Raw genomic sequence first — 24,475 nt, 5'->3', positions numbered from 1 at the left:
TGTCCAGTCTTGAGCCGTAACACGGCGATAACGTGGACGTTGCGTCACCGATGCGTACTCAACGTAGTTTTTTGTCTACTGACTCACTGGATCTTCGATTGAGACATCATATGTCTGCCTCGGCCGTCGGCCGGGGAGACCGCGCGCAACGCTCGGCCGCGCGCGGTAAGCACCCTCGTGAATCAATGGCGAACAACAATTCACGAATACGCCGGATTGCATAATCGGCCACCGCGGCTTATATGTTGTCCCGAGGACCGCGCCGGCCATACCTGGGGAAAACATGATTCGAGGGGTGTGAATTTTTCCGACATTTCCCACGGCGGATGGCGCGGAAAAGCGCGAAACGATCTCGACCGGAGGGTACTGACGTGCATCGAATACCGCTGGCGATGGCAGTTGTGCTGACGACGAGCCTGGCGCCACCCGTGGCGGCGGCTCAACCGGCCGCCTTGTCTTTCGCTTCCGGTGATCCCGGGCAGACGGTCACGCTGATCACCGGCGACCGGGTGCGGCTGCTGCCGCATTCCCGCGGGGCGGGCACCGTGGTGGTCGAACCGGCACCGGGCCGCGAGCGGATCGGTTTCTTCCGCAATACGACCACCGGCACGAAGACCGGTGACATCACCGTGGTGCCTTCGGACGCGCTGCCGCTGGTGGCGGCGGGCAGGCTGGATTCCCGGCTGTTCGACGTTTCCGAACTGGTGCGGCAGCACCTCACCGACTCCGCGCCGAGCCTCCCGCTGATCGTCACCTCTCCGGCCGAAGCATCCGCCCTTCCCGCGGCCCCCGCCACCACGGCCGTCCGCGCCTTGCCGAGCGTGCACGGCACCGCCCTGCGCCAGGACAAGCGCCGCGGCACGGAGTTCTGGACCTGGCTGACCGCCGGGGCCGCCCCCGCGCTGCGGGCCGGGGTCGGCAAGGTGTGGCTGGACGGACTGGCCACGCCGGCCCTCGACGTCAGCGTGCCGCAGATCGGCGGCCCGGCCGCCTGGCAGGCGGGCTACACGGGCAGCGGCGTCACGGTCGGCGTGCTCGACACCGGCGTCCGGGCCGATCACCCGGACCTGGCCGGCAAGGTGCTGGAAGCCCAGGACTTCACCGGCACCCGGCCGGACGCGAGCGACGACCTCGGCCACGGCACGCACGTCGCCGGCATCATCGCCGGCACCGGAGCCGCCTCCGGTGGGCGGTACCGCGGCGTGGCCCCGGACGCGCGGCTGATCAGCGGCAAGGTCTGCGTCGCCTACGGCTGCCCCGAGTCCGCGGTGATCGCCGGCATGGAGTGGATCGCCCCGAAGGTGCGGGTGGTCAACATGAGCCTCGGCGGCGACGCGACCGACGGCACGGATCCGGTGTCCCAGGCGGTGAACGCGCTCACGAGCCGCTACGGCACCCTGTTCGTCGCCCCGGCGGGCAACGACCGCTCGCTCGACCTGCCCGAACCCGGACCGGTCGTCGCGCCCGCCGCGGCGGATGCGGCGCTCGCGGTCGGCAGCGTGTCGGCCCAGGACACCACCAGCCCGTTCTCGAACCGCGGCTTCCGGCTCGGCGACCACGCGGTGAAGCCCGACATCGCCGCCCCCGGCGAGGGCATCGTCTCGGCGAGGGCCGCGGGCACCCGCGACGGCGACACCGCTCCGGTGGACGCCGCCTACGCCCGGCTTTCCGGCACGTCGATGGCGGCGCCGCACGTCGCCGGTTCGGCGGCGCTCCTGCTGCAACGGCACCCGGACTGGCTCGCCGGCCGGCTCAAGACCACGCTGACGAGCACCGCCCGGCCCACCGCCGACGTCGTCGAGCAGGGTGCCGGCCGGGTGGACGCGGGCCGCGCGGTCACCCAGCAGGTCACCGCCACCACCGGCAGCCTCGGCTACGGCTTCGTCGCCTGGCCGCGCACCCGGCCCGTCACGAAGACCGTCACCTACCGGAACGACGGGGACGCGCCCGTCACGCTGACGCTCACCAGCTCGGCGCCGCTGTTCACGCCGTCGGCGCCGTCCGTCGTGGTCCCCGCCCACGGTGACGCCGACGTCGGCGTCACCCTCCTGGCGGACGCGGGCACGGCCGGGCAGTACGGCGGCAGGCTGACCGCGACAGCGCCGGGCATCACCGTGCAGACCGCGCTCGGTGCCTTCCTCGAGGGCGAAAGCTACGACGTGTCCGTCCGGCTGATCGGCCGGGACGGCGGGTTCACCGCGGGCGTCGCCACCCTGGTCGACACGGCGACGGGCGCCGCGTTCGGTGTGCGGCCGTTCCGCGCCGACGGCACCGCCGTGGTGCGGGTGCCCAAGGGGCGCTACGACCTCAACGCGTTCGACGTGTCCGGTGATCCGACGGGACAGACCCGGCCGGCCGCGGTGACGCTGCTGTCCCGGCCCGGTCTGCCGGTGACCGGCGATGTGGCGGTCACGCTCGACGCGCGTGCCGGCAAACCCGTGCGCGCGGTGGTCGATCGCCCGGACGCGCGGCTGCAGGGTGGCGAACTGGGCCTGGTTTCCGGGAATCCGGCCGGGACCCGCACGAACACGCTCGCCTGGATCGTCCAGCCGGGCACCGAGCTGTACGCGGCCGGCTCGGGCGGCGAAGTCACCGACCACACCTACGCGCTGTACTTCCGGGCCACCTTGGCCGCCCGGCCGCCCGGGGTGGATCCGAACGGGTACGTCTACCAGCTGGCACTGCTGGAGCGCGGCCGCGTTCCGGCCGACCCGGTCTTCCGGGTGCGCGACCGGGACCTCGCGGTGGTCGACGCGCGGTACCACACCCAGGGGAAACCGGCGTCGAGCCTGCGCCTCGACGACGTCACGTTCGGCTTCCCGGGCGCCGACAGCGGGACGTACGAGATCGCGCCGCAGGCGCTGCCGAGCCGGCGCACCGAGTACTACACGCCCGGGGTGAGCTGGCAGCACATCGTGGCGGTGTACCCGGACCCGCTGACGGACGCGGAGAACAACTACTCCTACCGCACCTACCGGGCCGGCCCCCAGCACTCCGGCTGGAACCGCGCGCCGGTCGGGCCCGCCTTCGGCGCGCCGCAGGACGGCTGGGGAGTGCTCCGCGCCGGGAACCAGCTGACGTACGCGATTCCGCTGGTCTCGGGCAGCGACCCCGAGCAGTACACCTCGCCGCCGGGCGGTCTCACCGGCACGGCGACGCTGTCGCGTGACGGCGTCGAGCTGGGCACCACCGAGAGCCCGGCGTTCGGGGCGTTCACCATTCCGGACGGCGCGGGCACCTACACACTGCGGTCCGTCGCCACGCGCAGCGTGCCGTGGTCGGTGGTGGGCACCAAGGTGGACGTGGCGTGGACGTTCCGCGAGCCGGGTGCGGCGGCGCCGGTGCAGCCGTTGCCGCTGCTGGTGGTCCGGGCCCAGGGCGCGGTCGACGACCAGAGCCGGGCACCGGCCGGGAAGCCGTTCGTGCTGGCGCTGACCGCGCAGCGGCAGCCGGGCGCCGGCGAGTTCCGGTTGGCGGAGCTGCGGGTCGAGACCTCCATCGACGACGGCACGACCTGGACGTCCGCGCCCACCGTGCGCCTCGGCAACGGCGGCCTCGCGGTGGTGCGCAACCCGGCGGGCGACGGGTTCGTGTCGCTGCGGATCACCGCCCGCGACGCGCAAGGCAACGCGCTCACCCAGACGGTGATCAGGGCGTACCAGACGACGCCGTGACGGCGAGCGCGGCGAGCGGGACGACGAAGGCGGCCCCGGTCAGGAACCTCAGTTCCCGGCCGTGGGCCCGCCATTCCCCGTCCCACGCGCTGTCCGCGCCGTAGCGCAGGTTCGCGGTCGTCATCAGGGCCCGGCCGATCCCGAACCCGGCCCCCGCGCAGAGAGCGGCGGGCACCGGAGCCGTGAACGCCACGGCGACCGCGGCGACGTACGGCAGGCCGCTGGGCAGGTAGGTGCGGACGCCGGTGCCCATCTCGATGCCGAACTGCAGCGGACCGAGGTGCCGGCCGAGGCGGAACACGGTGTCCGGTACCAGCCGCCGGTTTTCCGGCAGCCGGAACGACCACACGCCCGACTCCCGGAGCAGCACCGCCACCAGCGCCGCGGCCACCACGGCCCAGCGGCCGGCGTCCGGGAGCGGGGCGCGCAGCAGGGAGCCGGCCACGACGAGGACGGTCGCGGTCAGGGCGCCCCCGCAGACCAGTCCCGCGCAGAACGCCAGTGTCGGAGTGCCTCGCCAGACCGGCGAGCTCAGCACGAAGGCCGAGTTCCGGCTTCAACTGGAGCCGCTGGTGGCGAACCCCGCGGCCGCGCACAGCACGAGCCACGCGCTCGGCGGCAGCCACCCGGGCCGGGCGAGCAGGAGCGCGCCCGTCACGGCGGCGGCGGCGAGCAGCAGCCCGGCGGCGATCGTCAGCGGGTGCCACCGGCGCCGCGAAGTCCCGTGCGTCAAAGGGCGGCCCGGCAGATGGTCAGGTACGTCTGGCCGGTGTACCCGCCGCCCCAGAAGGTGGAGAAGCCGTCCGAGCAGCGGTAGACCTTGAGGTCCGGCGTCGTCCACCGCCACGCGTTCTTGCCTGCGAACTGGCCGCAGGTGTTGGCCACGGGCTGGTGATCGACCTGCATGCCGCCCTCGTTCCAGGTGCCGTACTTGTGCCAGCCCGCCTCGCAGTAGGTGCTTCCCCGCCAGAAGCCGCCGAAGCAGGCGGCGTAGGCGTTGACGTAGGTGCCGCTGGTGTCGGGCAGTTCGGCGTAGCCGGTCGGATAGGCGTCGTGGCAGTCGTTGCGGTCGAAGCCCGGCATGCCGTACGGGCTGAACTCGGCGTTCGCCTTCCTGGTGCGGGACAGGCCGGACCAGTCGAGCGCGGTCGCGCCGAGCGTCAGCGCACCGAGCACCACCGCGCGCAGGAACGTCCTCCGCGTGCCGCCTGCCTTCAGTTCCGTTCCGGCACGGGTGCCCACGGCACCCGGTGCGGGCCGGTCATGATCGGGAATGCGCGCCAACTCCAGTGTCACCGGTATCGCCTCCTGACTTCGGGCCGGCCCAGTCGGCCAGTGCGGTGTCCACTTCCCCGGCTCGGACCGGCAGCAGCAGCCGGCGGACGCGGCCGGTTCCGTCGAGCAGCATCAGCACCGGCGGCGCCAGGTGCGAGACCGAACGCCACGCCTCGCCGTCGCTGATCACCGGCAGGCCGCGGGCCAGACCGGTCCACGTCGTGGGTGGTTCGTGGGTCAGCAGGGTCGCTTCCGCGCCGAGCCCGGCGAGCCGCTCGACCACCGTCAGGCATAACGGGCAGCCGGAATCGACCGCCGCCACGATCCGGCCGTCGCCGCCGGCGAACCGCGGGCCGAGGACCAGGTCCGGGGGTACGGCCACGAATCCGTCCGTGGTCCGGGTGACCATCCCGCGCAGGAGCCGGACCTCGCGCAGGACGGCCGCCAGCCCGAAGAACAGCAGGATGATCGCCGCCCAGGTGATGAGGGAGAACGCGATCGACGACGTCATCGGCGGCCCCTCCCTCAGTCCTGGTTCCAGGCGATGCCGATCTCGTCGAGCCAGTCGAGCCGTTGCCGTTCGGTCTTCGCCGCCGTGTCCGCGAGGTGGACCTCGGCCAGCCCGGCCGGGCACCCCAGGACGAACGAACGCGCGGACTCCCCGGCGTACCCGGCCTTCCAGACCTCGCCGTGTTTCGTGCGCGCGCCCGCGTGCCGCGGGATCAAGGCGGCGGCTTGCCGCGGCGCGGGGATGGACAGCGAACCGTGGTCCTTCACCACGACCACGAAGTGTTCGTTCGTCGGATCCAGCAGGGTCGCCGCGCGGGGGACGACGGTCATGCCGCCGACGTGGTCTTCGATCCGCAGCGAGCCGAACAGGGCCAGGACGCGGTCGCGGCGGGGGGCCGGTCCGGCGTACACGGTCATCAGTTCGTGGTACGCGCCGATCAGGGTGGCCACGGACGACTGCCCGTCGGCCGCCTCGGCGACGAGCACTTCCCGGCCGTGCACGACCAGGCGCTCGCGGGTCCGGGCCGGCGCGACGTGCGTGCAGGCGAAGTCGTGGTAGCCGCGCGGCCCGATCTGGAACCCGGTGCCGAACGAGCCGCCCACGAAGCGGACTCCGGCCACCACGTGGGAAACGGGAGCCGCCGCGGGAAGGTCCACGGTCACCCGGTCACCGCTCGGCGCCACCAATCGCAGCCGTTGTGTCCCCATGAGACCTCCGATTCCCGGAATCGCGCCCGGTGAGACTAACCGACGGATTCGCGGGTGGCCACGATCGTCCGGAAACGCTTTCCCGATTGGGCCGAACGGGGACGGTACTTTTGTCGGTCGATACCGTGTCAGCGATACCGTGTCGGCGATACGGTGGCTCCATGAACGTTTTCCGGCCGGGAATGACAGTCCTGACCGCATTCGGGGCGATTCTCCTGGTCGTGGCGGGCGTCGCCCACTGGGCGCGGCCGCGGGAGCACCGGGCGGTGCTGCGCGCCCACCGCCTGCTGCCGGCGGCGGCTTTCGTGGCGGTGGCGACCGCCGGCGCGGAGGTGCTGGTGGGCCTGGCGGTGCTCGCCTCCCTGCTCGCGGCCCCGGCGGCCGCGGTCCTGCCGTCGGCCGCACAAGCCGGGCTGTATTGCGCTTTTGCCGCCTACGCGGCCGTGCTGCGGAGCCGGCGGCCGGGCGTGCCGTGCGGTTGTTTCGGCACGGAGGCGGTGTCGTGGGCGGTGGTGGCCAGAGCGGTCGCGCTCGCCGCGGGCAGTGCCGGGTGCGCGGCCGCCGGCCCGATCGAGCCGGGCGCGGACCGGTGGTCGTGCGTGGCGGCCGCCGCGGTGCTCGCGATGGCGAACCACCTGATTCCGGCTTGGCGCGGAGCCTGCAGCCGAGAATCCGGCCGCTTCGGTCGATGATTCTTTGCCGGTTTCCCGGAACGGCGGGTTGATTGACTGCTGTTCGCCGGAAAATCACCGCCCGTGGTCCGCGTCCCGGTTCACCACCCGCAGGATGAGCCATTGATCGAACCACGCCCCGGCAGTGGTCACGACGAGCATCACCAGTCCGATGACGAGGTGGCTGTAGCTGTGCAGGGGCGCGGCCTCGTCGGTCAGCTTGGCCAGCCCCACCTGCAGCAGCAGCCGCAGCGCGAACAGCACCGCCACGAGCGCGAGCGCCTGCTTGCTGCGCCACACCGCACGCAGATACCGCCGACGCCGGGACAGCAGCGTGAACCACAGCGTCAGGTGCACCGCCACGAGCACGAGCGGCAGCAGCGCGACCCAGCCGTACCGATCGCTGAACTGCCTGGTGAGGTCGTTGCTCGCCACCAGCAGCCCGACCAGCACGAAGTACCAGCCCGGCAGGCCCTCGATCTCGCCTTCGACGGGCCGCGTACCGGCCGTGAAATCGGCCTCACGCATCAGCATCTCCCCTTCGGTCGTCCACCGTCCCGAGTCTTCCGGGAACCGCCGCGCCCGCGATCGGCCGGCAGTACGAGATCGTCCCCGCCGTCTCGTACCGGGGTACGAGTTTCCCGCGGCGAGCGGCGCGCGAAGCCCGGCAGTGCGGCACCATCGGCAGATGACCTTCGCCGGCCACTCACGGATCCCGTGGACCGGCCGCCGTGGCCCGCTCGTGGCCGAAGCGGTCGTCCTCGGTGCGCTGGTGGTGCTCGACTCGGTCCTCGCGGCCCGGGCCGGTCCCGGCCGTGGCGGGCTCACCAGCCTCGCGATCGAGTTCGCGCCGGGCGTCGGCCCGGTCGTGGCGCTGCTGGCCGTGCTGCGCCGCCGGTTCCCCGGCCACATCGCCGGTCTCGCCGCCGCCGTCTCCGGGTTGTCGCTGCTGGGGACGGCGGTCGCCGCCGGGCTCGCCACGACGGGCGCGCGGCTCCCGCCACAGCCCGGCGCGGCCGAAACCCTCGCGCTCGCCCTGCTGGTCGGTGCGTGCTGCCACCGGCTTTCGCCGAAGGCGGCCGCCGTGCAGGCGGTCCTCGGTGGGTGCGCCGCGATCCTCGCCCCGATCCTGCGCTACGGCGCCGAAACGCCGGCCGCGCTCTACGCCGCCGGGGCCGCGGTGGTCTGGGGCGGCGCGCTGGCCGGCGGACTGGTCCTGCGCGACGCCGAAGTCCGCCACCGCGTCGACGTCCTCGAACTCCGCAACGCCGAGCGGCTGCGGCTGGCCAGGGAGCTGCACGACCTCGTCGCCCACCAGATCACCGGCATCGTCGTGCGCGTCCAGGCCGCCCACCGCGTCGCCGAGCGCACCGGCGGCGACACCGCGACGTTCGCCGAACTCGAAACCGCGGGTGCGACGGCCCTGTCCGCGATGCGCCGGCTGGTCGGCGCGCTGCGGACCGGCGAGGAAGACCTCTTCGTCCCGCCGGCCGACCTCGCCACCGCCGTGGACCGCGCGGTCCCCGACGACGACCGCATCCACCTCGACGTCAGCCCCGATCTCGCCGGGCTGCCGGTCGCGCCGGAGGTCGTCACCACCGCGCACCGGCTGCTCACCGAGTCGCTCACCAACGTCCGCCGGCACGCGCCCGACGCCGCCGAGGTGCGGGTGCTCGTCCGCCACGAGCCGCCCGGCGAGCTGCTGGTCGAGGTGATCAACGACGGCGTCGCCCGGCCGCCCCGCCGGGGTGGCTACGGCCTGCTGGGGATGGCGGAACGGGTCGCGGCGGTGGGCGGTACCGTGCAGGCGGGCCCGGTGGACGGCCGGCGCTGGCGCGTCGTCGCGCGGCTGCCGCTCGAACCGGGCTGAGGCGAGGGGAGACCGGGTGCCGACGCGAGTGCTGATCGCCGACGACCAGGCGATGGTCCGCGCGGGGTTCCGGCTGATCCTGGAAGGCGAGCCGGACATCGAGGTCGTCGGCGAAGCCGCCGACGGGGATCAGGCGGTGCGGCTGGCCCGGCAGCTGCGCCCGGACGTCACGCTGATGGACATCCGGATGCCCGGGGTGGACGGGCTGCGGGCGACGGAACTGCTGGCCGGCCCGGACGTTCCGGAGCCGCTGCACGTCGTGATGGTGACGACGTTCGGGCTCGACGAGAACGTGCACGCGGCGCTGCGGGCCGGTGCCTGCGGATTCCTGCTCAAGGACGCGGGACCGAACCTGCTCGTCGAGGCCGTGCACGCGGCCGCCCACGGCGAGGCGCTGGTCTCCCCCGCGATCACGACCCGGCTGCTGGCGCACTTCGCGCACCGCGATCCCCGGCGCGTCACCGCACCGGAGAACCCGCTCACCCCGCGCGAACTCGACGTCGTGAAGGCCGTGGCCCACGGCAAGACGAACGACGAGATCTGCCGCTCACTCGTGGTGTCGATGCCGACGGTCAAGACCCACATCGGCGCGGCCAAGCGCAAGCTGGGGGCCCGCAACCGCACCGAGATCGCCATCTGGGCCTGGGAAAGCGGCCTGGTCCGCTGAGTGGTTGCCGTCCCGGCGCCGCGGCACGCGCACGACGACCGTGCGCGTCACGATGTCGCCGAACCGCTGACGGCGGCGGTTCGCCAGCATCACCACGATCCCGGCCAGGCCCCACGCGAAACCGTCGACCACCATCAGCAGCTCGCGGACGACGAACGCGCCCAGCGACGGGTGCGCGCCCTCGAGCGTCACGACCCGCAGGCGCAGCCGGCGCATCGCCGGCGTCTGCCCGCCGTGCCGGTACGGCCACCACGCGTTGACGAAGTACTGGCCCGCCAGGTCCAGCGCCAGCATGCCGTAGAAGACGATCTTGAGGAACGGCAGGAGCGCCGGGCCGTGCGGGTGGAACACCCAGACCACCGCGATCGCGAGCAGCAGCATGGGCACGAAGACGAGCAGCTCGTCGAGCAGGAACTGCACCAGGCGACGCCCGGCGACGCCGAGTCCCGGATCGGTCATGAGCCCATGATCTCGGTCCCGGCGGCCGGGCGCGCGCTGGGTGCGTCTCATACCCGGGTCCGAGGCGGGCGCCGCGAGATCGGCCCGCGGGCTGATCACCGGCGGGTGCCGCCGGGCCACGCTCGGACGCACCCCTCACCGACCGAAAGGATTCCGGTGCGTCTTTCCCGGACAGGACTGGTGGCCGCGACGGCCGCCCTCTTCACGGCCGCGGTGCCCGCCGCGGCCGCCGATCCGCTGGCCCCCTACACGACGCAGCAGCTGAGCTGGGGCGACTGCCCGTTCAAGCCGGCGGCGGACGAGAAACCCGCGCAGTGCGCCCGGGTCACGGTTCCGCGCGACTGGGCCGCCCCGGCCGCGGGGCCGGAGCTCGAGGTGTCGATCAGCCGGGTCGCCGCGACCGGCGACCGCCGCGGCGCGCTCCTGCTCAACCCCGGTGGTCCCGGCGGCCAGGGCACCCCGCTCGCGGGCGAACTCGCGGCCCTGCAGCCGACGGTGAACCAGCTCTACGACTTCGTCGGCATGGACCCGCGCGGCACCGGCCACGCGGCACCGACGACCGCGGCTTCCAGTGCCAGGTGCCGGTCGGGCGGCTGCCGCAGGGCCCCCTCGACGCCCGGGACCGCTCCACGGCGAGCATCGCGGCCCACCAGCAGGTGCCCCGGGCCGTCGCCGAGGCGTGCCAGAGCGACGCGCTCGCGCCCTTCGTCACGACCTGGCAGACCGCGCACGACATGGACCTGATCCGCGTCCTGCTCGGCGACGAGAAGCTCGACTACCTCGGTTACTCCTACGGCACCTGGCTCGGCGCGAAGTACGCGTCGCTGTTCCCGGCGCACACCGGCAAGTTCGTGCTCGACTCCAGCGTCGACTTCGACGGCAGGCTGCAGGCCGACTTCGAAGCGTTCCCGGTCATCGACCAGCGGCAGTTCGACGACGTCTACCTGCCGTGGCTGGCGCGGAACTTCCCCGCGCAGCTGGGCGGAACGGCCGCCGAGGTCAAGGCGAAGTGGGAACGCGTCCGCGCCTACTACGGCACGCACGGCCTTGCCCCGGACACCTACGACGGCTTCTTCGTCGGCAACGGCAGCCCGATCCGGTGGGTGCTCGGCGCGCTGATCTTCCTCTCGGGCGCCGAGGCGCTCGACGGCACGGCCGCCCCCGGCCCGGAGGCCATGGCCGGTGACCTCGATGCGGTGTCCCGCACGACGTTCGGCGTCCCGGCGGCCGAGCTGACCACGGACCGGGTGATCGCGGCGGACCTCGCCCCCGACTACAAGCAGGTGCCCGGCACCCGCTTCGCCGTCGCGTGCGGCGACCAGCCCACCCGTCCGGCGGCCTGGTACCGGCGCCTCAGCGACCGGCAAGGCCCGCGCTACCCGCTGTTCGGCTGGGCCTACGGCCTCGGCGAACCGTGCGGCTTCTGGTCCGACCGGCCCCGGCACGAACTCCCGGACGTCCCGCCCGAAGCCGCGGCCGGCATCCTGGTCGTGCAAGGGGAATTCGACCCGCAGACCGGCTACGAGCAGGCGACGTCGGGCGCCCGCTCGGCCGGGGTGCCCCTGGTGTCGGTGGACGATTCGCCGTTCCACGGCCAGTACGCCCTGGCGGGCAATCCGTGCGTCGACGGTCTCGTGAACGTGTTCCTGGTCAAGAACTCCCGGCCACGCGCCACGACCTGCCCGGGTGTTCCGCTGCCGGGCGAAGACCAGGTGTACCCGGTCGCCGGCCCGGTGCGCGGCACGGCTGCGTCCGTCCGAACGCGACTCTCCGACGGCGTGGCCGGGCTGCGCGCGCGGGTGCAGGACGAGATCGGCGCGGTGAACCGGCAGTGGTGAACCGGCAGTGGTGACGCGGCGGCGGGTGGGACCGAGACGGCGGTGATCGTGTCGATGAGATCGAACGCACCCTCGCCGTGCGCGCCGTCTACCTCGCCGTACGCCGCGAAGGGTGACCGCCGCGCCGCACCGGTTGTCCGCCACCGGCGATCTGATCTAGGCTGCCGGAGAAAGCGCTTACCCGAGGAGTCGCGTGTCGCCCACCCTGCGAGACCGGATCGGCCTGTGTTCGGTGACGTTCCGCGCGCTGCCCGCCCGGCAGGTGGCGGAGGACGCCGCCGCGGCCGGGCTGCGCCTCGTCGAGTGGGGCGCCGACGTCCACGCTCCCCCGCGTTCGGCCGACGCCCTGCGCCAGGTGCGCGAGGAGACGGCCGCGCGCGGCTTGACGACCTGTTCCTACGGCTCGTACTGGCGTGCGGGCCAGGACACCGCCGGCACTGCGGACTTCGCCGTCGTGGCGGCGGCCGCGGAGGCGCTCGGCGCGGCCCGGATCAGGGTGTGGGCCGGCACCGAGGGTTCCGCCGGCGCTTCCGCGCGGACGCGCGCGAACGTGACAGCGTCCCTGCGCGAGGCGGCGGAGATCGCCGCCTCGCGGGGGCTTTCGGTCGCCTTGGAGTTCCACTCCGGAACGTTGGCGGACACGCCCGCGGCGACGGTGCGGCTGCTCGACGACGTGGGCCACGACGCCCTGTCCACGTACTGGCAGCCGCCGGTCGACGAGCCGGACGACCGTGCGCTGCACGGCCTGAGCACGATGCTCGAGCGGGTCAGTGCGATCCACGTCTTCTCGTGGTGGCCTGGCCAGACCCGGCTGCCGCTGCCCGAACGCGAACGGCTGTGGCGGCCGGTGCTCGACCTCGTCGCCGGGACCCGGCCGGTGGACCTCCTGCTCGAGTTCGTCCCGGACGACGACCCGGCCGTGCTGCCCCGGGAGACCGCCACCCTGCTGCGCTGGCTCGGGTCCTGAGCGGGAGACCGCGCCCGTCGGCTTCTCACCGCGCAAGCCTTCTCAGCAGTGCGCCGGAAACGGGTGCGGGTAGCGCGCGGAGGAGCCGGACCAGGGTGGACGTCGTCCAGGGGAACGCAGAGTCGGCGGGTTCCCGCCGAAGCGCCCGGACGACGTAGCGCGCGGCCTGGTTTTCGGTGATCTGGAAGGGTTTCGGCAGTCCGTCGGCGCTGACCCGCGCGGTCGCCACGAAGCCGGGGTAGAGCGAGGTGAAGCGGACGCCCTCGGGCGCGAGCTCGACCCGCGCCGCGTCGATCAGCGTGCGCACCGCCGCCTTCGCGGCCGAATAGGGTCCCTGGCGCGGGACGCCCAGCAGCCCGGCGAGCGAGTTGGTCTGCGCGATCAGCCCGCCGCCCTGGCGGCGCAGCTGCGCGATGAGCGGGACCAGGTAGTGCACGGTCACGTCGTAGTTCAGCGCCATCACCCGCGCGATGTCGGCCACGGCGACGTCGGCGATGGGCATGTCGGGCCCCTGGCCGACGTTGAGCAGCGCGACGTCCACCGCGCCGAACTCCGCCACCGCCCGAGCGACCACCGCGGCCGCGGAGCCGGGATCGAGCGCGTCCGCGGTGAGGTCGAGGCAGGCGCTGCCCGCCGCGCGGACGTCGGCGGCCACTTCCGCCAGCTCGGCCGTCCGCCGGGCGACGAGCACCAGCCGGTTGCCGTGCCCGGCGACCGCACGGGCCACCTGGGCACCGATCCCGGAGGAAGCGCCGACGATGAGGATCGTCTCGTCCACCAGCCTGGCCATCGCACCGTCCTGTCCGGATCGATCGGGTCCCGTCCCGGCAAACCTGAACGTGACTTTGTTTCATGTTGACCCTACGCTAGGCCGATGACCCAGACCATCGTCACGCTCGGCGCGCACGTGTTCGACGTCCAGGTCCGGCCGGTCGAGGCCATCCCGGCCGGGCAGGGCGCGACGCTGGTGGAGCAGATCCGGTTCGGCCCGGCGGGTACCGCGGCGGGCACGGCGCTGACCTTGGCCAAGCTCGGCGCGACGGTCCGCGCCGCGGGCGCGGTCGGCGCGGACCCGATCGGCGACCTGCTGCTGACGATGCTCGCCGGGTACGGGATCGACACCTCGCTGGTGGTCCGCCGCGACGGGGTCCAGACCTCGGCGTCGGTGCTGCCGATCCGCCCGGACGGCAGCAGGCCCGCCTTCCACGTCCCGGGCGCGAACCTCACCTACGGGCCGGCCGACGCCCCGCACGAGGAGATCGCCCGCGCTACGCACCTGCATCTGGGCGCGCCCGAACTGATGGGCGGCGACAACGCGGCCCGGATCCTCGCCCCCGCGCGCGGAGCCGGGGTGATCACCTCCGCGGACCTGCTCGCGCCCGGTGATCCCGGCGTCCTGGCCTGGATCGCCCCCGCACTGTCCACACTGGACTACCTGCTGCCCAACGAGCAGCAGGTCCTCGGCCTCACCGGCGCCGGCACGCTCGAGGACGGTGCTCGCGCGCTGATCGGCCAGGGCGTCGGCTGTGTCGCCGTCACCCGCGAAGCCCGCGGCGTCCTGGTGGTCACCGCGGACGAGGTGCACACGGTCCCCGCGTTCGCGGTGGACGTCGTCGACACCACCGGCTGCGGCGACGCGTTCTCGGCCGGCTTCCTCCGCGGCATCGGCCTGGGCCGGCCCCTGCGGGACGCGGCGGTGCTCGGCTGCGCCGCGGCGGCGCTGGTGGCCCAGGGCCTCGGCAGCGACCACGGCGACTTCGACCTCGCCGTCGCCGACGCCTTCGCGGCGACCACCGCGACATTGGAGAACTCCGACGCGCCGCACTGAGTTCGTCGCCACGGGCGCGGGCCCCGGCCTTGGCTACGACAGCTCGGGGAAGCCGAAGGTGCCGACCAGCGTGGGATCGTGGAACTCGATCACCCGGGAGACACCGGTGGCGGTGGGGGTCAGCACGACGATGCCGTGGGCCCGGAGTGCCCCGGCGGTGTCCCGGCGGTAAACGGCGGCGGCCGGCTGGCCGTTGGCGGCGGTGGCGATCAGCCGCCACTCGCCCGGCGCGCCCAGCACGGAGTTTTCGAGCAGGCGGAGGCAGTTTTCCCGGCCCGCGTACCAGTCGCGGAACGGGGTCGCCTCCAGCGTGGCGTCCGTCCGCAGGACGTGTTCGAGCAGGCGGGCGTCGGAGCGTTCGAAGGCAGCGATGTAGCCCTCGAGCAGGGCCCGCGCCCGCGGATCGGCCGGTTCGAGGGTTTGCCGGGGCGCCGGGTCCCGATCGGCCAGCCGGGCGCGGGCGCGCTGCAAGCCGCTTTTCACCGCCGCCGTGGTGGTACCGAGGATCCGCGCGGTTTCGGGAGCGGTGAACGCCAGCACGTCACGCAGGATGAGGATCGCGCGCTGACGGGCGGGCAGCTGCTGCAGGGCGACGACGAGCGCGAGCCGCACGGACTCGCGCTCGACCACCGCCGCGGCCGGATCGTCGGGCGCGATCCATCGGTCCGGCAGGGGTCCGAGCCACGAGACCTCGCCCGGCCCGGCCGGGCTCGGCGGCCGGTCCGGATCGTCGCAGGGTTCCCGCAGGCCGGACGGCAGCACCCGCATCCGGCGCCGCTCCACCGCGGTCAGGCAGACGTTGGTGGCGATCGTGTAGAGCCACGACCGGATCGACGCGCGGCCTTCGAAGCCGGCGTAGGAACGCCACGCCCGCAGGTAGGTTTCCTGCACCAGGTCCTCGGCCTCGTGCGCCGATCCGGCCATCCGGTAGCAGTGCGCCAGCAGTTCCCGGCGGAACCGCCCGGTCTCGGCGGCGAACCGGTCCTTCTCCGCCGCCTCCCGCAGCTCGGTCGTCATGGGCGTTGCTCCTTCGTCCGGTTCCGTGGGTGGTTCCCGCCATGAAGACCGTGACGGCGGCGCGAAGGAATCGCACCGCAGGTCAGCCGGATTCTCTCGCGCGGCGGCGGTGTCGGCGATCAGGCCTCGCGGAGCCGGAGGACCATTCCGCGCATGGTCGCGTAGCGGGCCAGGTTCGCCGTGGCGTCCTCGGCGACACGCCGGCCGATTTCGGACCCGAGCGCGGCTTCCAACGCGCCCATGTCGTCCCAGTCCAGCATCACGACCAGGTAGCACGGCTCGCCGATCACCGGTACCGGCTCATCACTGCGGGTGTAACGACGCAGGCCGGGGTACTGCTTCGCCAACGGAACGTGGACCTCGTTGTAGTGCCGTTCGAACGCGTCGACGTCGGAAGGGCTGTCGTAGATCACGACGAATCGCGCTGTCGGCTTGGCGGCCGGGTTCACGGTTGCGGTCATCGGCTTCCTTTCTGTGCCGGCGGTGCGGGTGTCAGGGCAGCAACGCCACTTTGCCGACGGTCGCCCTGGCTTCCAGTTCCGCCAGCGCCTTCGGGCCGTCGGCCAGGGCGCGGGTGGTGGGGTGCGCCGGGGTGAGAACGCCGGTCGCGACGAGCTCGGAGACCTCGCCCATGACCTCGCCGAAGACCCGGGGCGCGGCCTGCGCGAGCACACCGATGTTGAGGCCGATGACGTGGACCTGGTACCGGTACACCAGTTCCCAGTTGGTGAGCGAGGCTTCGCCGCCCGCCAGGCCGTAGACGACGACCCGGCCGGTGACCGGCTTGGCCGCGGCCAGGCTCGCCGCGAACCCGGTACCGCCGGCCGACTCCAGCACCAGATCGGCACCGGCACCCCCGGTCAGGGCCCGCACGGCGGCGGCGAGGTCTTCGCGGTGCGGGTCCAGGACGTGGTCGGCCCCCAGTCCCCGCACGATTTCGTGCTTGCCCGGCGAAGCGGTGCCGACGACCGTCGCACCGCGGTGCTTGGCGATGGTCACCGCGGCCTGGCCGGTCGCGCCTGCCGCGGCGTGGATCAGCACGGTCTCCCCCGCGACCAGGCGGCCCAGCTGCTTGAGCGCGGCGAGCGCGGTGGGCCAGTTGACGGCCAGGCCCAGCGCCTGCCCGTCGCTCCAGCCGGCCGGCACCGGCATCGCCGCAGCCGCGGGCAGCACCATGTACTCGGCGAACGCGCCGGATCCGACACCGACGACGCGAGCCCCGGGCTGCGGGGTCGTCACCGCCTCCCCCACCGCCACGACTTCGCCTGCCGCCTCGAAGCCGGCCACGTACGGGGGCTGCGGGCCGCCCCGGAACGTGCCGCGGGCCTGGGAGAGGTCGGCGAAGTTGACCCCGGCGGCGGCGACCCGGATCAGGACTTCGCCCTGGCCGGGGCCCGGTACCGGCGCGTCGGTGATCAAGCGCAGGGCTCGCGGCCCCTCCAGCGAGGTTTGCTGCAGGGCACGCATGGTGGCGGGAGTGCTCATCGGTTCTCTTTCCGGTCTCGGCTTCGTCGCGGCCGGCGTCTCCGCCGGGCCGCACCGTCGAAACAGGAAGACCTCCGCCCCCGCCGAAAGGAATCGGCCTTCAGCTGCCCGTGAAGAGGCGGTCGAGCTGGTGGTCGACGAGGCGCACGGCCCGGTCGGGGGTGTGCTGCCCGAGCAGGACGCCGGCTTGCAGGCCTTCGGCGCCCGCGACGAGGAACGCCGCCTCGGCCACGGGGTCGACGTCCTGAGGCACTTCGCCGAGTTGCTGTCCCCGGACGAGCAGGCCGGCGACGAGGTCCGCCAGCGCGTGCGGTTCGTTCCGGGCCGCTTCGGTGAGGTCGGGATCGGTCAGGAACCGGACGAAGTACGCGGCGTACACCAGGTGCCGGTTCCGTCGTTCCTCGTCCAGGGGCAGGAGTTCCAGCAGCACTCCCCGCACGGTGGTGCGCGTGCCGGGCGGCTCGCCGGCCGCCGCCAGGCGTTCCCGGGCGCGGTCCCCGGCCTCGGTGTTCAGGATTTCGAGCGCGCCGAGCAGCAGCTGGCCGCGGGTGCCGAAGTAGTACTGCAGCAGCCGGGCGGAGACGCCGGCTTCGGCGGCGACCTGCCGCAGGGTGACCTGCTCCAGGCCGCCGCGGGTGGCCAGCCGCCACACGGCTTCCGCGATGTGGCGGCGACGCAGGTCGTGGTCCACCTGTCGGGGCATGCCGCCCGTCCTTCCCGGGAACCCTGCGGGGACGTTGTGGTTCGATCGTACCAACACCTGTTATGGTTCGATCGAACCATAACTTCAAGCAAGGGAGACGCCATGCGAGCGCACCCGGTGACCGGCCTGATCGCGGGCATGGTCCTGCTGGTCCTCGGCGCCCAAGGCGGCATCCGGCTCCTGGCCGACCACGCCGATGCCGGGCTCATCGGCCGGCTGCCCGGCGGATTCCCGGTGTGGCTGTCCTGCTACGGCGTCCTCACCCTCGCCGGTGTGCTCCTGGCCGGCTGGGGCAGCCGCGGGGTGAAGCAGGCGGAGGATCGCGACGGATGATCAGCCGGTGGTGGCCGTGCCGCACCGCCACCCCGCCCCTGGCCTGGCCGGTGACCTGGGTCGACCGCGGCGGGCGTGACCGCACCCCGGCCGTCCCGGACACGAGGTGTCCGGGGTGGTCGCCGAGGTCGGGTACGGCGCCACGGGCCCGCGGATCGGCGACCGCGTGTACGGCCTCACCGACCGGCACCGTGACGGGGCCGCGGCCGAGTACCTCGCCGCGGAGGCGCGCGACCTCGCCGTACTGCCGGATGCGGTGTCCCAGGTGGACGCGGCGGCCCTGGTGATGCCGGGCCGGACCGCGCGGCAGGCGTCGTTCTGGTGGCCGGTCAGTGCCGGGCGAACTGCCGGGAGGTCGGCTGGACGACGTCGGCCTTGACCGGCAGCGGGTCGATGACCAGCCGCTCGCCGTAGATGTCGGTGATCGCGATGGCCCCGCCGCAGCCGGCGCCGTTCTCCGACAGGAAGTAGTTGTAGTCGGTGCGCTGCAGCTGCTTCCAGCCGCTGCCCGTGCGGACTTCCAGGCGGGCCAGCGGATTCCGGTGATCGATCGCCTGGATGCCGCACCAGTACTGGGAGGAGCCCACCTTGTAGCGGATGGAGATCTGTTTCACCGTCGGCGGGTTCACCAGCTTCCAGGTGACCGGGATCTCCCCGAGGTTGCGCGCGCCAAGGCGGTCGAACGCCTTCGGGTTCAGGTCCAGCTGCCCGACCCGGCACGGCGCCGGGCACAGGTTGGTGATCCGCACCGTCACGCTGGCGCCGGTGGCCGCCTGGACCAGGACGTAGGCCCCGCACGCCCGGGAGCCCTCGAAGTCGGCGACGTTCATCGCCGCGTTCAACGGGTCCGGGCTCGCGTCGTACCCGCAGGCGCCGGTGCCGTCCGTGTCGTAGAAGGTGGCCACCCCGGAGCGGGTGACGCCCGGCTTGATCCGCCCGGCGAGCGACGCACCACCCGACGCGGCCGTGGACGTCGAGGGCGCGACGCCGGCGGACGCGGTGGTCGTCGTGGTCGCCGGCGTGCTCACCGACGGCGTGCCGGCGGGCGGGGTGCCGGCGGGCGGCAGGGTGGCGGCCATCCCGATCGCCTGGCCGCCGTCCGACCCCAGCGCCGAGGCCGCGCCGTCGATGCGGTTCGCCGGGGTCGCCACCAGGACGACGACGGCCGTCGCGGCCACCACGGACAACGCCACCACAGCCACGATCACGCCGCGTTTGGGCACCGTACCTCCCGGATCGCGGCCACCGGCCGATCTCGAACACGACCAGCACCGAGACAGCCCTGGGTGGTGTTCCACAGTAGACAGCCCACGAGGGCCGGTCAACGACTCCCGGCCGGTCGTGTGAGCGTGAACACAGCCGACCCGGACGGCGGATTTCGAAGCTTTCGACGAACGAGTCATCCGTCCGAAGTGGACACCCGGCGGCCACCGGCACGCCGCGGCACGACGGCCGCAACCGGGCGTAACGGGCACTCTGCGGCCGCCCACTGGCCGAGTTCCACGGCGTCGCACCCCGGCCACCCGATCCGGCACCGGTGCTCCGATTGACCGATTGACGGCAGACGACCGGCCGGTACCGTATGGGAGCGCTCTCAGAAATCGACGGCAGGAGTCAACGATGACTGCTCAGCGGCGAAATCGCCGACGGTCGAACAAAGCCATCACGGCCGGCGGTTGTCTCGCGGCGGCGCTGTTGACCGTCCAGGCCGTCGCGGCGCCACCGGCTTCCGCCGCCGACCTCAGCCTGTCCGTGGACCTGTTCGCGGCCCGGCACGCGATCAGCCCCGACATCTACGGGATGAACGGCGGTGATCCCGCGCTCGTCGCCGAGCTCGGCACCCCGGTCTCGCGCTGGGGCGGCAACGCGAGCAGCCGCTACAACTTCAAGAACCACACCTACAACACCGGCAGTGACTGGTACTTCGAGAACATCGTGGCCGGACCGGACAACACGCTCGAGGCCTACGTCCAGCGCAACCGGGACCACGGGATCAAGCAGGTGGTCACCGTGCCGATGTCGGGCTGGGTGGCGAAAGACTCGCCGGCGTCGCCGCACGCCTGCGGTTTCCCGGCCACCCGCTTCCCCGCCCAGGACGCGTTCGACCAGTGGGACGCCAACTGCGGCAACGGCAAGCTGGCCAACGCGAACCTGACCGGGGCGGAGCCCACGGACACCTCCACCCCGGCGGACGCGTCGTTCGCGGGCGAGCTCGTGTCACACCTGGTGAACCAGTTCGGCCCGGCCGCGCGCGGCGGCGTCCCGATCTACGAACTCGACAACGAGCCGGTGCTGTGGAGCTCGACGCACCGCGACGTGCACCCCCAGCCCGTGACGGACGACGAACTGGGCAGCAAGAGCACGGCGACCGCCGCGGCCATCAAGGCCGCCGACCCGCGAGCGGCGGTGCTCGGCCCGTCGGGCTGGGGCTACTGCGAGTGGCTCGCCTCCGGGCTCGACGGGTGCGCGCCGGGCGCGGACGCCGCCGCCCACGGCGGGCTCAACCTGTCCCAGTGGTTCCTGAAGAACATGAAGGACGCGGGCGCCGCGGCCGGCAAGCGGCTCCTCGACTACTTCGACCAGCACTACTACCCCCAGATCAGCGGCGACAAGAACCCGGAAGCCAACGCGCTGCGGCTGCGGTCGACACGCTCGCTGTGGGACCCGTCCTACGTCGAGGAGTCGTGGATCGGTCCCAGCGGGGTCAACGCTCCGCCGCTGCAGTTCATCCGCACCATGAAGTCCTGGGTCTCGCAGTACGACCCCGGCACCAAGACCGCCATCACCGAGTACAACTGGGGTGCCCTGGACGACATCAACGGCGCGCTGGCCGAAGCCGACGTCCTCGGCATCTTCGGCCGCGAAGGGCTCGACCTGGCCACCATCTGGGGCGAACCCAAACCGACGGATCCGGCCGCGTACGCGTTCCGGATGTACCGCAACTACGACGGCGCCGGGAGCCGGTTCGGCGACGTGAGCGTGTCGGCGGCCAGCAGCGACCAGGGACAGCTCGCGATCTACGGCGCCCAGCGCCGGTGCGACGGGGCCCTGACCATGATGGTGGTCAACAAGACGGGCACCGACCTCACCGCCCCGACGTCGATCGCCGGTGTCCCCGGCAACGCCAAGGCCCAGCGGTTCACCTACAGCCCCGGCGACCTGTCCTCGATCGTGCGGGGTGCGGATCTGCCGGTGCGTCGCGGCCGGGTCAGCGCCACGTACCCGGCGAACTCCATCACGCTGCTGGTCCTGCCGTCGCCCCGGTCCTGAGGGCCGCCCGGCCCGGTTCTCCGCCACGGAGCGGCCGCACCTCGCACTAAGCGTCTGCTTACAATGGTGACGACCGGGCCGGCCGTCGTGGCCGCCACCGGGGCGGTGCGAGCGGGGAGGATCACCGGATGACGACGTCGCTGTCGGCCGAACTGTGGCCGGACGTGCAGCCGGAGACCGCGCGGCGGCTCATGCTGGCCGGGGTGGATGCCTTTGCCCAGCGCGGTTACCACGCCACCACCACGCGGGACATCGCCGCCGCCGCGGGGATGTCCCCCGCCGCGCTCTACGTGCACTTTCCCTCCAAGGCCGCGCTGCTGTTCGCCATCAGCCGGTACGGCCACGAACAGACCTTGGCGCTGGTCGAGAACGTCGTCGCGAACGAGTCCGATCCCGTCGCGCGGATCCGGCTCGTCGTCGAGGACTTCGTGGCCTGGCACGCGCGGCGCCACACCGTGGCGCGGGTCGTCCAGTACGAGCTGCAGGCGCTGCCCGAGCAGGAGTTCGAGGTGGTCGCCGCGCTGCGGCGCCGGATCGAACGGATCGTGCGCGACGTCATCGCCGAGGGCGCCGCCGACGGCGTGTTCACGGTGTCCGACCCGCACGTCGCGGCCCGGGCGGTGCTCTCGCTCGGCGTCGACGTCGCCCGGTGGTACAGCGAACGCGCCCGGCAGACACCGGCCGCGCTGGGCAAGGAGTACGGCGGGCTGGTGCTGCGCATGCTCGGCGTCACCCCGGAGACGCCGAGCACCGGCTCACCGGACAGCGCCTGACCGGTCGTGCGGCGACCGGCCTCGGCGTATCGCCGCGGCCGCGCGGAGATTTTCGGCGCGGCCGCCCTCTCGCCGAGGTAGCGGACACATCCTGTCCGCTACCTCCGGCACGATGTTCCTCGTGCAGACGACACCACGACCTCCTCGCCGGACTGGCGGCCGCCCGCGCCGCCCTGAGCACCACGACCGGCGGCTGCCGATGCAGGTCATCGCCGAGACCGCCCGGCACACCGGCCACGCGGACCGCGAGACGCTCGACGGCCGGAAGCCGGCGTGACCGTCCTGGACACGCGGGCGCTCAACCGCGCGACGCTGGCCCGGCAGCTGCTGCTGGAGCGCGCCACCCTGCCCGTGTTCGACGCCGTCGCGCACCTCGGCGGTCTGCAGGCGCAGGAGCCGCAGGCGCCGTTCACCGGGCTGTGGTCGCGGCTGCGCGCGTTCGACCCGGCGGCGCTGGACGTCCTGCTGACCGGGCGGCGCGTGGTGCGGACCCACCTCATGCGCCGCACCGTCCACCTGCTCACCGCCGAGGACGTGCTGGCGTGGCGGAGCCGGTTCGACGACATGCTGTGCCGTCGTGTCCTCGGCACCTACCGCCGCGAGCTCGAGGGAGTGGATCTCGCCGAGCTCGCGGCGGCGGGCCGGGCGGTGCTGGCCGACGGCGAGCCCCGCTCGATGGGCGAGCTCGCGCGGGCGGTCGCCGTCCGGTGGCCCGCCCCTGGCCCGCGCGCGCTCGGCGAACTGCTGATCGCCGCGCTGATCCCGTCGGTGCAGCTGCCGCCGCGTGGGCTGTGGCGCACGAAGGCGGGGGTGCGGAACCTCCCGCTGGCCACGTGGCTCGGCCGCGACGCCGACCCGCTCGCCCCGGACGACCGGGTCGGGCGGGCGCTGGTGCGGCGCTACCTCACGGCGTTCGGTCCGGCGGCCACGGCGGACCTGCGCACGTGGTGCGGCTTGACCGGCCTGCCCGCCACGGTGAAGGCCCTCCGCGAGGAGCTGGTGGTCTTCCGCGACGAGCGCGGCCGCGAGCTGCTCGACCTGCCCGGAGCACCGCGCCCCGATCCGGACACGCCCGCGCCGGTGCGGTTCCTGCCGGCGTTCGACAACGCGATCCTGGGCTACGACGACCGCTCCCGGATCATCGACGACGCCCACCGCGGGCTGTCGGTGGCGGGCGAGCGGGTGGTGCTGGTGGACGGCCGGGTTTCGGCGACCTGGACGGTCGACGGTGACGACGTGGCGGTGCGGCCGTTGCGGCGGTTGTCCCGGCCCGAACACGCCGCCGTGGCCGAGGAAGGCGGGGAACTCGCGACGTTCCTCTCCGGCGGCGCAAGCGATTGCGTCCGGGTCGAACCCGGCTGACCCCACCGCACTGGCGAACGGCTAACCCACCGCCCGGGCGAACCGCTCGGCCACCTCCCGCAGCCGCTCGACCAGCCCCGGCGGCGCCTCCTCGACCACGAAGTCGTACCCCCACTGGGCCAGGTGGTACGGCACGGTGTCCAGGGTGTTCGCCCCGGTCCGCACCCGGGAGCTGTGCTCGTCGATCTCCTCGACCGTCCCGGTGGTGGGCGGGATGCGCCGGGCCAGCAGGCCGGCCGGGGCGGCCACCCGCAGGACGAGCCGGTACGGGTAGGGCGCCGACGAGATCCGGCCCGAGACGTACGCCGCGAGGTCCTCGGCCGGGGGTTCGCGCGGGGTGAACCGGAAGCCCGTGACCGGCACCGCCGCGATCCGGTCCACCCGGAAGGTGCGCCAGTCCGCGCGATCGAGGTCGAACGCCACCAGGTACCAGCGCCTGCCCGTGTGCACCAGCCGCAGCGGCTCCACCGACCGGTCCGTCGAGACGCCGTCGCGGTTGCCGTAGCCGAAGCGCAGCCGTTCGTGGTCGCGGCAGGCCGTCGCGATCGCGGTGAGCACCTCCGCATCGACCATCGGGCCGGCACCGGGCAGCGACAGCGTCGCCGCGTGCAGCGCGCCGACCCGGGGCCGCAGCCGCGCGGGCAGCACCTGCTCCAGCTTCGCCAGCGCGCGCACCGACGTCTCCTCGATGCCGCTGACCGTGCCGCTCGCCGCCGTGCGCAGCCCGACCGCGACCGCGACGGCCTCGTCGTCGTCCAGCAGCAGCGGCGGCAACGCAGCACCCGCGCCGAGCCGGTAGCCGCCCGCCACCCCCGGCGTCGCGTGCACCGGGTAGCCGAGGGAACGCAGCCGCTCGACGTCCCGGCGGATCGTGCGGACGTCCACCTCGAGCCGCGTCGCGAGGTCGGCGCCCGGCCACTCCCGCCGCGCCTGCAGCAGGGAGAGGAGCCGGAGCAGACGTTCCGAAGTGCCGTACATGGCCGCAGTCTGCCAGACATCGCGGACAGATCCGGTCCTCGATTCGCCGGATCGAGCAGCCGGGCCGGCAAAGACTTGCCAGGCACC

Annotated in this window: 27 protein-coding genes; 13 read left to right on the top strand and 14 right to left on the bottom strand. The window is 73.3% G+C overall.

What is annotated here, in order from left to right:
• Positions 1-392: 392 nt before the first annotated feature.
• On the top strand, positions 393-3,674 hold the full coding sequence (locus AB0F15_RS09670) for a S8 family serine peptidase (RefSeq protein WP_360267835.1): 3,282 nt from the start codon (positions 393-395) through the stop codon (positions 3,672-3,674).
• Here AB0F15_RS09670 and AB0F15_RS09665 read toward each other — a convergent pair.
• The 5 genes from AB0F15_RS09665 to AB0F15_RS09645 are packed head-to-tail and all read right to left on the bottom strand — an operon-like array spanning position 3,649 to position 6,122.
• Entirely contained in the window at positions 3,649-4,212 is a 564-nt protein-coding gene (locus AB0F15_RS09665) for a hypothetical protein (protein ID WP_360267832.1), read from the bottom strand. The genes AB0F15_RS09670 and AB0F15_RS09665 overlap by 26 nt on opposite strands.
• An 18-nt stretch (positions 4,213-4,230) precedes the next feature.
• A complete protein-coding gene (locus tag AB0F15_RS09660) occupies positions 4,231-4,407 on the bottom strand; it encodes a hypothetical protein (RefSeq protein ID WP_360267829.1) in 177 nt (58 codons plus the stop codon).
• Positions 4,404-4,970, bottom strand: a complete 567-nt coding sequence (locus AB0F15_RS09655; RefSeq protein ID WP_360267826.1) for a hypothetical protein — start codon at positions 4,968-4,970, stop codon at positions 4,404-4,406. The genes AB0F15_RS09660 and AB0F15_RS09655 overlap by 4 nt, the downstream gene beginning before the upstream one ends.
• On the bottom strand, positions 4,936-5,460 hold the full coding sequence (locus AB0F15_RS09650; protein WP_360267823.1) for a hypothetical protein: 525 nt from the start codon (positions 5,458-5,460) through the stop codon (positions 4,936-4,938). The genes AB0F15_RS09655 and AB0F15_RS09650 overlap by 35 nt, the downstream gene beginning before the upstream one ends.
• A 14-nt stretch (positions 5,461-5,474) precedes the next feature.
• Entirely contained in the window at positions 5,475-6,122 is a 648-nt protein-coding gene (locus AB0F15_RS09645; protein ID WP_360267821.1) for a hypothetical protein, read from the bottom strand.
• Positions 6,123-6,328: 206 nt separating this feature from the next.
• Here AB0F15_RS09645 and AB0F15_RS09640 point away from each other — a divergent pair, with 206 nt between their 5' ends.
• On the top strand, positions 6,329-6,859 hold the full coding sequence (locus AB0F15_RS09640; protein WP_360267818.1) for a MauE/DoxX family redox-associated membrane protein: 531 nt from the start codon (positions 6,329-6,331) through the stop codon (positions 6,857-6,859).
• Between the two features lie 54 nt (positions 6,860-6,913).
• Here AB0F15_RS09640 and AB0F15_RS09635 read toward each other — a convergent pair whose 3' ends face one another.
• Positions 6,914-7,366 (bottom strand): hypothetical protein, encoded by a 453-nt coding sequence (locus AB0F15_RS09635; protein WP_360267815.1) that lies wholly within the window; start codon positions 7,364-7,366, stop codon positions 6,914-6,916.
• A gap of 160 nt (positions 7,367-7,526) precedes the next feature.
• Between AB0F15_RS09635 and AB0F15_RS09630 the strand changes: the two genes are divergently transcribed.
• Both AB0F15_RS09630 and AB0F15_RS09625 read left to right on the top strand, forming a co-directional pair.
• The gene (locus AB0F15_RS09630; protein WP_360267812.1) at positions 7,527-8,708 is read left to right on the top strand and encodes a histidine kinase; all 1,182 of its coding nucleotides are present in this window, start codon (positions 7,527-7,529) and stop codon (positions 8,706-8,708) included.
• A 16-nt stretch (positions 8,709-8,724) separates the two neighbouring features.
• Positions 8,725-9,375, top strand: coding sequence for a response regulator transcription factor (locus tag AB0F15_RS09625; protein ID WP_360267809.1), 651 nt, complete (start codon positions 8,725-8,727; stop codon positions 9,373-9,375).
• Here the strand turns inward: AB0F15_RS09625 and AB0F15_RS09620 are convergent.
• Positions 9,256-9,834 carry an RDD family protein gene (locus tag AB0F15_RS09620; RefSeq protein ID WP_360267807.1) on the bottom strand — a complete coding sequence of 193 codons (579 nt, stop codon included), beginning with the start codon at positions 9,832-9,834 and terminating at the stop codon, positions 9,256-9,258. The two genes, AB0F15_RS09625 and AB0F15_RS09620, sit on opposite strands and share 120 nt — an antisense overlap.
• 578 nt (positions 9,835-10,412) lie before the next feature.
• Here AB0F15_RS09620 and AB0F15_RS09615 point away from each other — a divergent pair.
• Together AB0F15_RS09615 and AB0F15_RS09610 are read left to right on the top strand one after the other, a co-directional pair.
• Entirely contained in the window at positions 10,413-11,672 is a 1,260-nt protein-coding gene (locus tag AB0F15_RS09615) for an alpha/beta fold hydrolase (protein ID WP_360267804.1), read from the top strand.
• A gap of 193 nt (positions 11,673-11,865) precedes the next feature.
• Positions 11,866-12,639: a TIM barrel protein gene (locus AB0F15_RS09610; RefSeq protein ID WP_360267802.1), complete on the top strand. Its 774-nt coding sequence runs from the start codon at positions 11,866-11,868 to the stop codon at positions 12,637-12,639.
• Positions 12,640-12,664: 25 nt separating this feature from the next.
• On the opposite strand, the gene AB0F15_RS09605 is transcribed toward AB0F15_RS09610, so the two are convergent.
• Positions 12,665-13,429, bottom strand: a complete 765-nt coding sequence (locus tag AB0F15_RS09605; protein ID WP_360267799.1) for an SDR family NAD(P)-dependent oxidoreductase — start codon at positions 13,427-13,429, stop codon at positions 12,665-12,667.
• 84 nt (positions 13,430-13,513) lie between these two features.
• Between AB0F15_RS09605 and AB0F15_RS09600 the strand changes: the two genes are divergently transcribed.
• Positions 13,514-14,467 (top strand): PfkB family carbohydrate kinase, encoded by a 954-nt coding sequence (locus AB0F15_RS09600; RefSeq protein ID WP_360267796.1) that lies wholly within the window; start codon positions 13,514-13,516, stop codon positions 14,465-14,467.
• A gap of 33 nt (positions 14,468-14,500) precedes the next feature.
• On the opposite strand, the gene AB0F15_RS09595 is transcribed toward AB0F15_RS09600, so the two are convergent.
• From AB0F15_RS09595 to AB0F15_RS09580, 4 genes are all read right to left on the bottom strand, one after another.
• A complete protein-coding gene (locus tag AB0F15_RS09595; protein ID WP_360267793.1) occupies positions 14,501-15,484 on the bottom strand; it encodes an RNA polymerase subunit sigma-70 in 984 nt (327 codons plus the stop codon).
• 119 nt (positions 15,485-15,603) lie between these two features.
• The gene (locus tag AB0F15_RS09590) at positions 15,604-15,945 is read right to left on the bottom strand and encodes an EthD family reductase (RefSeq protein WP_360267791.1); all 342 of its coding nucleotides are present in this window, start codon (positions 15,943-15,945) and stop codon (positions 15,604-15,606) included.
• Positions 15,946-15,976: 31 nt separating this feature from the next.
• Positions 15,977-16,969 (bottom strand): zinc-binding dehydrogenase, encoded by a 993-nt coding sequence (locus tag AB0F15_RS09585; protein WP_360267788.1) that lies wholly within the window; start codon positions 16,967-16,969, stop codon positions 15,977-15,979.
• Positions 16,970-17,069: 100 nt separating this feature from the next.
• A complete protein-coding gene (locus AB0F15_RS09580) occupies positions 17,070-17,672 on the bottom strand; it encodes a TetR/AcrR family transcriptional regulator (protein WP_360267785.1) in 603 nt (200 codons plus the stop codon).
• A gap of 102 nt (positions 17,673-17,774) precedes the next feature.
• Here AB0F15_RS09580 and AB0F15_RS09575 point away from each other — a divergent pair, with 102 nt between their 5' ends.
• Positions 17,775-18,005: a hypothetical protein gene (locus AB0F15_RS09575; protein ID WP_360267783.1), complete on the top strand. Its 231-nt coding sequence runs from the start codon at positions 17,775-17,777 to the stop codon at positions 18,003-18,005.
• Between the two features lie 115 nt (positions 18,006-18,120).
• The gene (locus tag AB0F15_RS09570; protein ID WP_360267780.1) at positions 18,121-18,384 is read left to right on the top strand and encodes a hypothetical protein; all 264 of its coding nucleotides are present in this window, start codon (positions 18,121-18,123) and stop codon (positions 18,382-18,384) included.
• On the opposite strand, the gene AB0F15_RS09565 is transcribed toward AB0F15_RS09570, so the two are convergent.
• Complete coding sequence (locus tag AB0F15_RS09565) at positions 18,335-19,228, bottom strand: expansin EXLX1 family cellulose-binding protein (RefSeq protein ID WP_360267777.1); 894 nt, start codon at positions 19,226-19,228, stop codon at positions 18,335-18,337. The genes AB0F15_RS09570 and AB0F15_RS09565 overlap by 50 nt on opposite strands.
• A gap of 397 nt (positions 19,229-19,625) precedes the next feature.
• On the opposite strand from AB0F15_RS09565, the gene AB0F15_RS09560 reads away from it, so the two are divergent.
• The 4 genes from AB0F15_RS09560 (at position 19,626) to AB0F15_RS09545 (ending at position 23,410) form a co-directional block, all read left to right on the top strand.
• Positions 19,626-21,275 (top strand): glycoside hydrolase family 44 protein, encoded by a 1,650-nt coding sequence (locus AB0F15_RS09560; protein ID WP_360267774.1) that lies wholly within the window; start codon positions 19,626-19,628, stop codon positions 21,273-21,275.
• A 128-nt stretch (positions 21,276-21,403) separates the two neighbouring features.
• Positions 21,404-22,048 carry a TetR/AcrR family transcriptional regulator gene (locus AB0F15_RS09555; protein ID WP_360267772.1) on the top strand — a complete coding sequence of 215 codons (645 nt, stop codon included), beginning with the start codon at positions 21,404-21,406 and terminating at the stop codon, positions 22,046-22,048.
• Between the two features lie 112 nt (positions 22,049-22,160).
• Positions 22,161-22,325 (top strand): hypothetical protein, encoded by a 165-nt coding sequence (locus AB0F15_RS09550; RefSeq protein WP_360267769.1) that lies wholly within the window; start codon positions 22,161-22,163, stop codon positions 22,323-22,325.
• Positions 22,322-23,410 (top strand): winged helix DNA-binding domain-containing protein, encoded by a 1,089-nt coding sequence (locus AB0F15_RS09545; protein ID WP_360267766.1) that lies wholly within the window; start codon positions 22,322-22,324, stop codon positions 23,408-23,410. The genes AB0F15_RS09550 and AB0F15_RS09545 overlap by 4 nt, the downstream gene beginning before the upstream one ends.
• 21 nt (positions 23,411-23,431) lie before the next feature.
• Here AB0F15_RS09545 and AB0F15_RS09540 read toward each other — a convergent pair whose 3' ends face one another.
• Entirely contained in the window at positions 23,432-24,388 is a 957-nt protein-coding gene (locus AB0F15_RS09540) for a YafY family protein (RefSeq protein ID WP_360267764.1), read from the bottom strand.
• Positions 24,389-24,475 lie beyond the last annotated feature (87 nt).

Origin of the sequence: Amycolatopsis sp. NPDC026612 (assembly GCF_040638285.1) — a bacterium.
Lineage (GTDB): Bacteria > Actinomycetota > Actinomycetes > Mycobacteriales > Pseudonocardiaceae > Amycolatopsis.
This window is presented reverse-complemented; position numbering and strand designations above follow the sequence as displayed.

Coding starts and splice junctions, on each gene's coding strand:
- AB0F15_RS09670 (WP_360267835.1), top strand. CDS start 393: ATGGCAGTTGTGCTGACGACGAGCCTGGCGCCACCCGTGGCGGCGGCT.
- AB0F15_RS09650 (WP_360267823.1), bottom strand. CDS start 5,460: ATGACGTCGTCGATCGCGTTCTCCCTCATCACCTGGGCGGCGATCATC.
- AB0F15_RS09640 (WP_360267818.1), top strand. CDS start 6,329: ATGAACGTTTTCCGGCCGGGAATGACAGTCCTGACCGCATTCGGGGCG.
- AB0F15_RS09635 (WP_360267815.1), bottom strand. CDS start 7,366: ATGCGTGAGGCCGATTTCACGGCCGGTACGCGGCCCGTCGAAGGCGAG.
- AB0F15_RS09630 (WP_360267812.1), top strand. CDS start 7,527: ATGACCTTCGCCGGCCACTCACGGATCCCGTGGACCGGCCGCCGTGGC.
- AB0F15_RS09620 (WP_360267807.1), bottom strand. CDS start 9,834: ATGACCGATCCGGGACTCGGCGTCGCCGGGCGTCGCCTGGTGCAGTTC.
- AB0F15_RS09605 (WP_360267799.1), bottom strand. CDS start 13,429: ATGGCCAGGCTGGTGGACGAGACGATCCTCATCGTCGGCGCTTCCTCC.
- AB0F15_RS09600 (WP_360267796.1), top strand. CDS start 13,514: ATGACCCAGACCATCGTCACGCTCGGCGCGCACGTGTTCGACGTCCAG.
- AB0F15_RS09595 (WP_360267793.1), bottom strand. CDS start 15,484: ATGACGACCGAGCTGCGGGAGGCGGCGGAGAAGGACCGGTTCGCCGCC.
- AB0F15_RS09590 (WP_360267791.1), bottom strand. CDS start 15,945: ATGACCGCAACCGTGAACCCGGCCGCCAAGCCGACAGCGCGATTCGTC.
- AB0F15_RS09585 (WP_360267788.1), bottom strand. CDS start 16,969: ATGAGCACTCCCGCCACCATGCGTGCCCTGCAGCAAACCTCGCTGGAG.
- AB0F15_RS09580 (WP_360267785.1), bottom strand. CDS start 17,672: ATGCCCCGACAGGTGGACCACGACCTGCGTCGCCGCCACATCGCGGAA.
- AB0F15_RS09575 (WP_360267783.1), top strand. CDS start 17,775: ATGCGAGCGCACCCGGTGACCGGCCTGATCGCGGGCATGGTCCTGCTG.
- AB0F15_RS09560 (WP_360267774.1), top strand. CDS start 19,626: ATGACTGCTCAGCGGCGAAATCGCCGACGGTCGAACAAAGCCATCACG.
- AB0F15_RS09555 (WP_360267772.1), top strand. CDS start 21,404: ATGACGACGTCGCTGTCGGCCGAACTGTGGCCGGACGTGCAGCCGGAG.
- AB0F15_RS09550 (WP_360267769.1), top strand. CDS start 22,161: ATGTTCCTCGTGCAGACGACACCACGACCTCCTCGCCGGACTGGCGGC.
- AB0F15_RS09540 (WP_360267764.1), bottom strand. CDS start 24,388: ATGTACGGCACTTCGGAACGTCTGCTCCGGCTCCTCTCCCTGCTGCAG.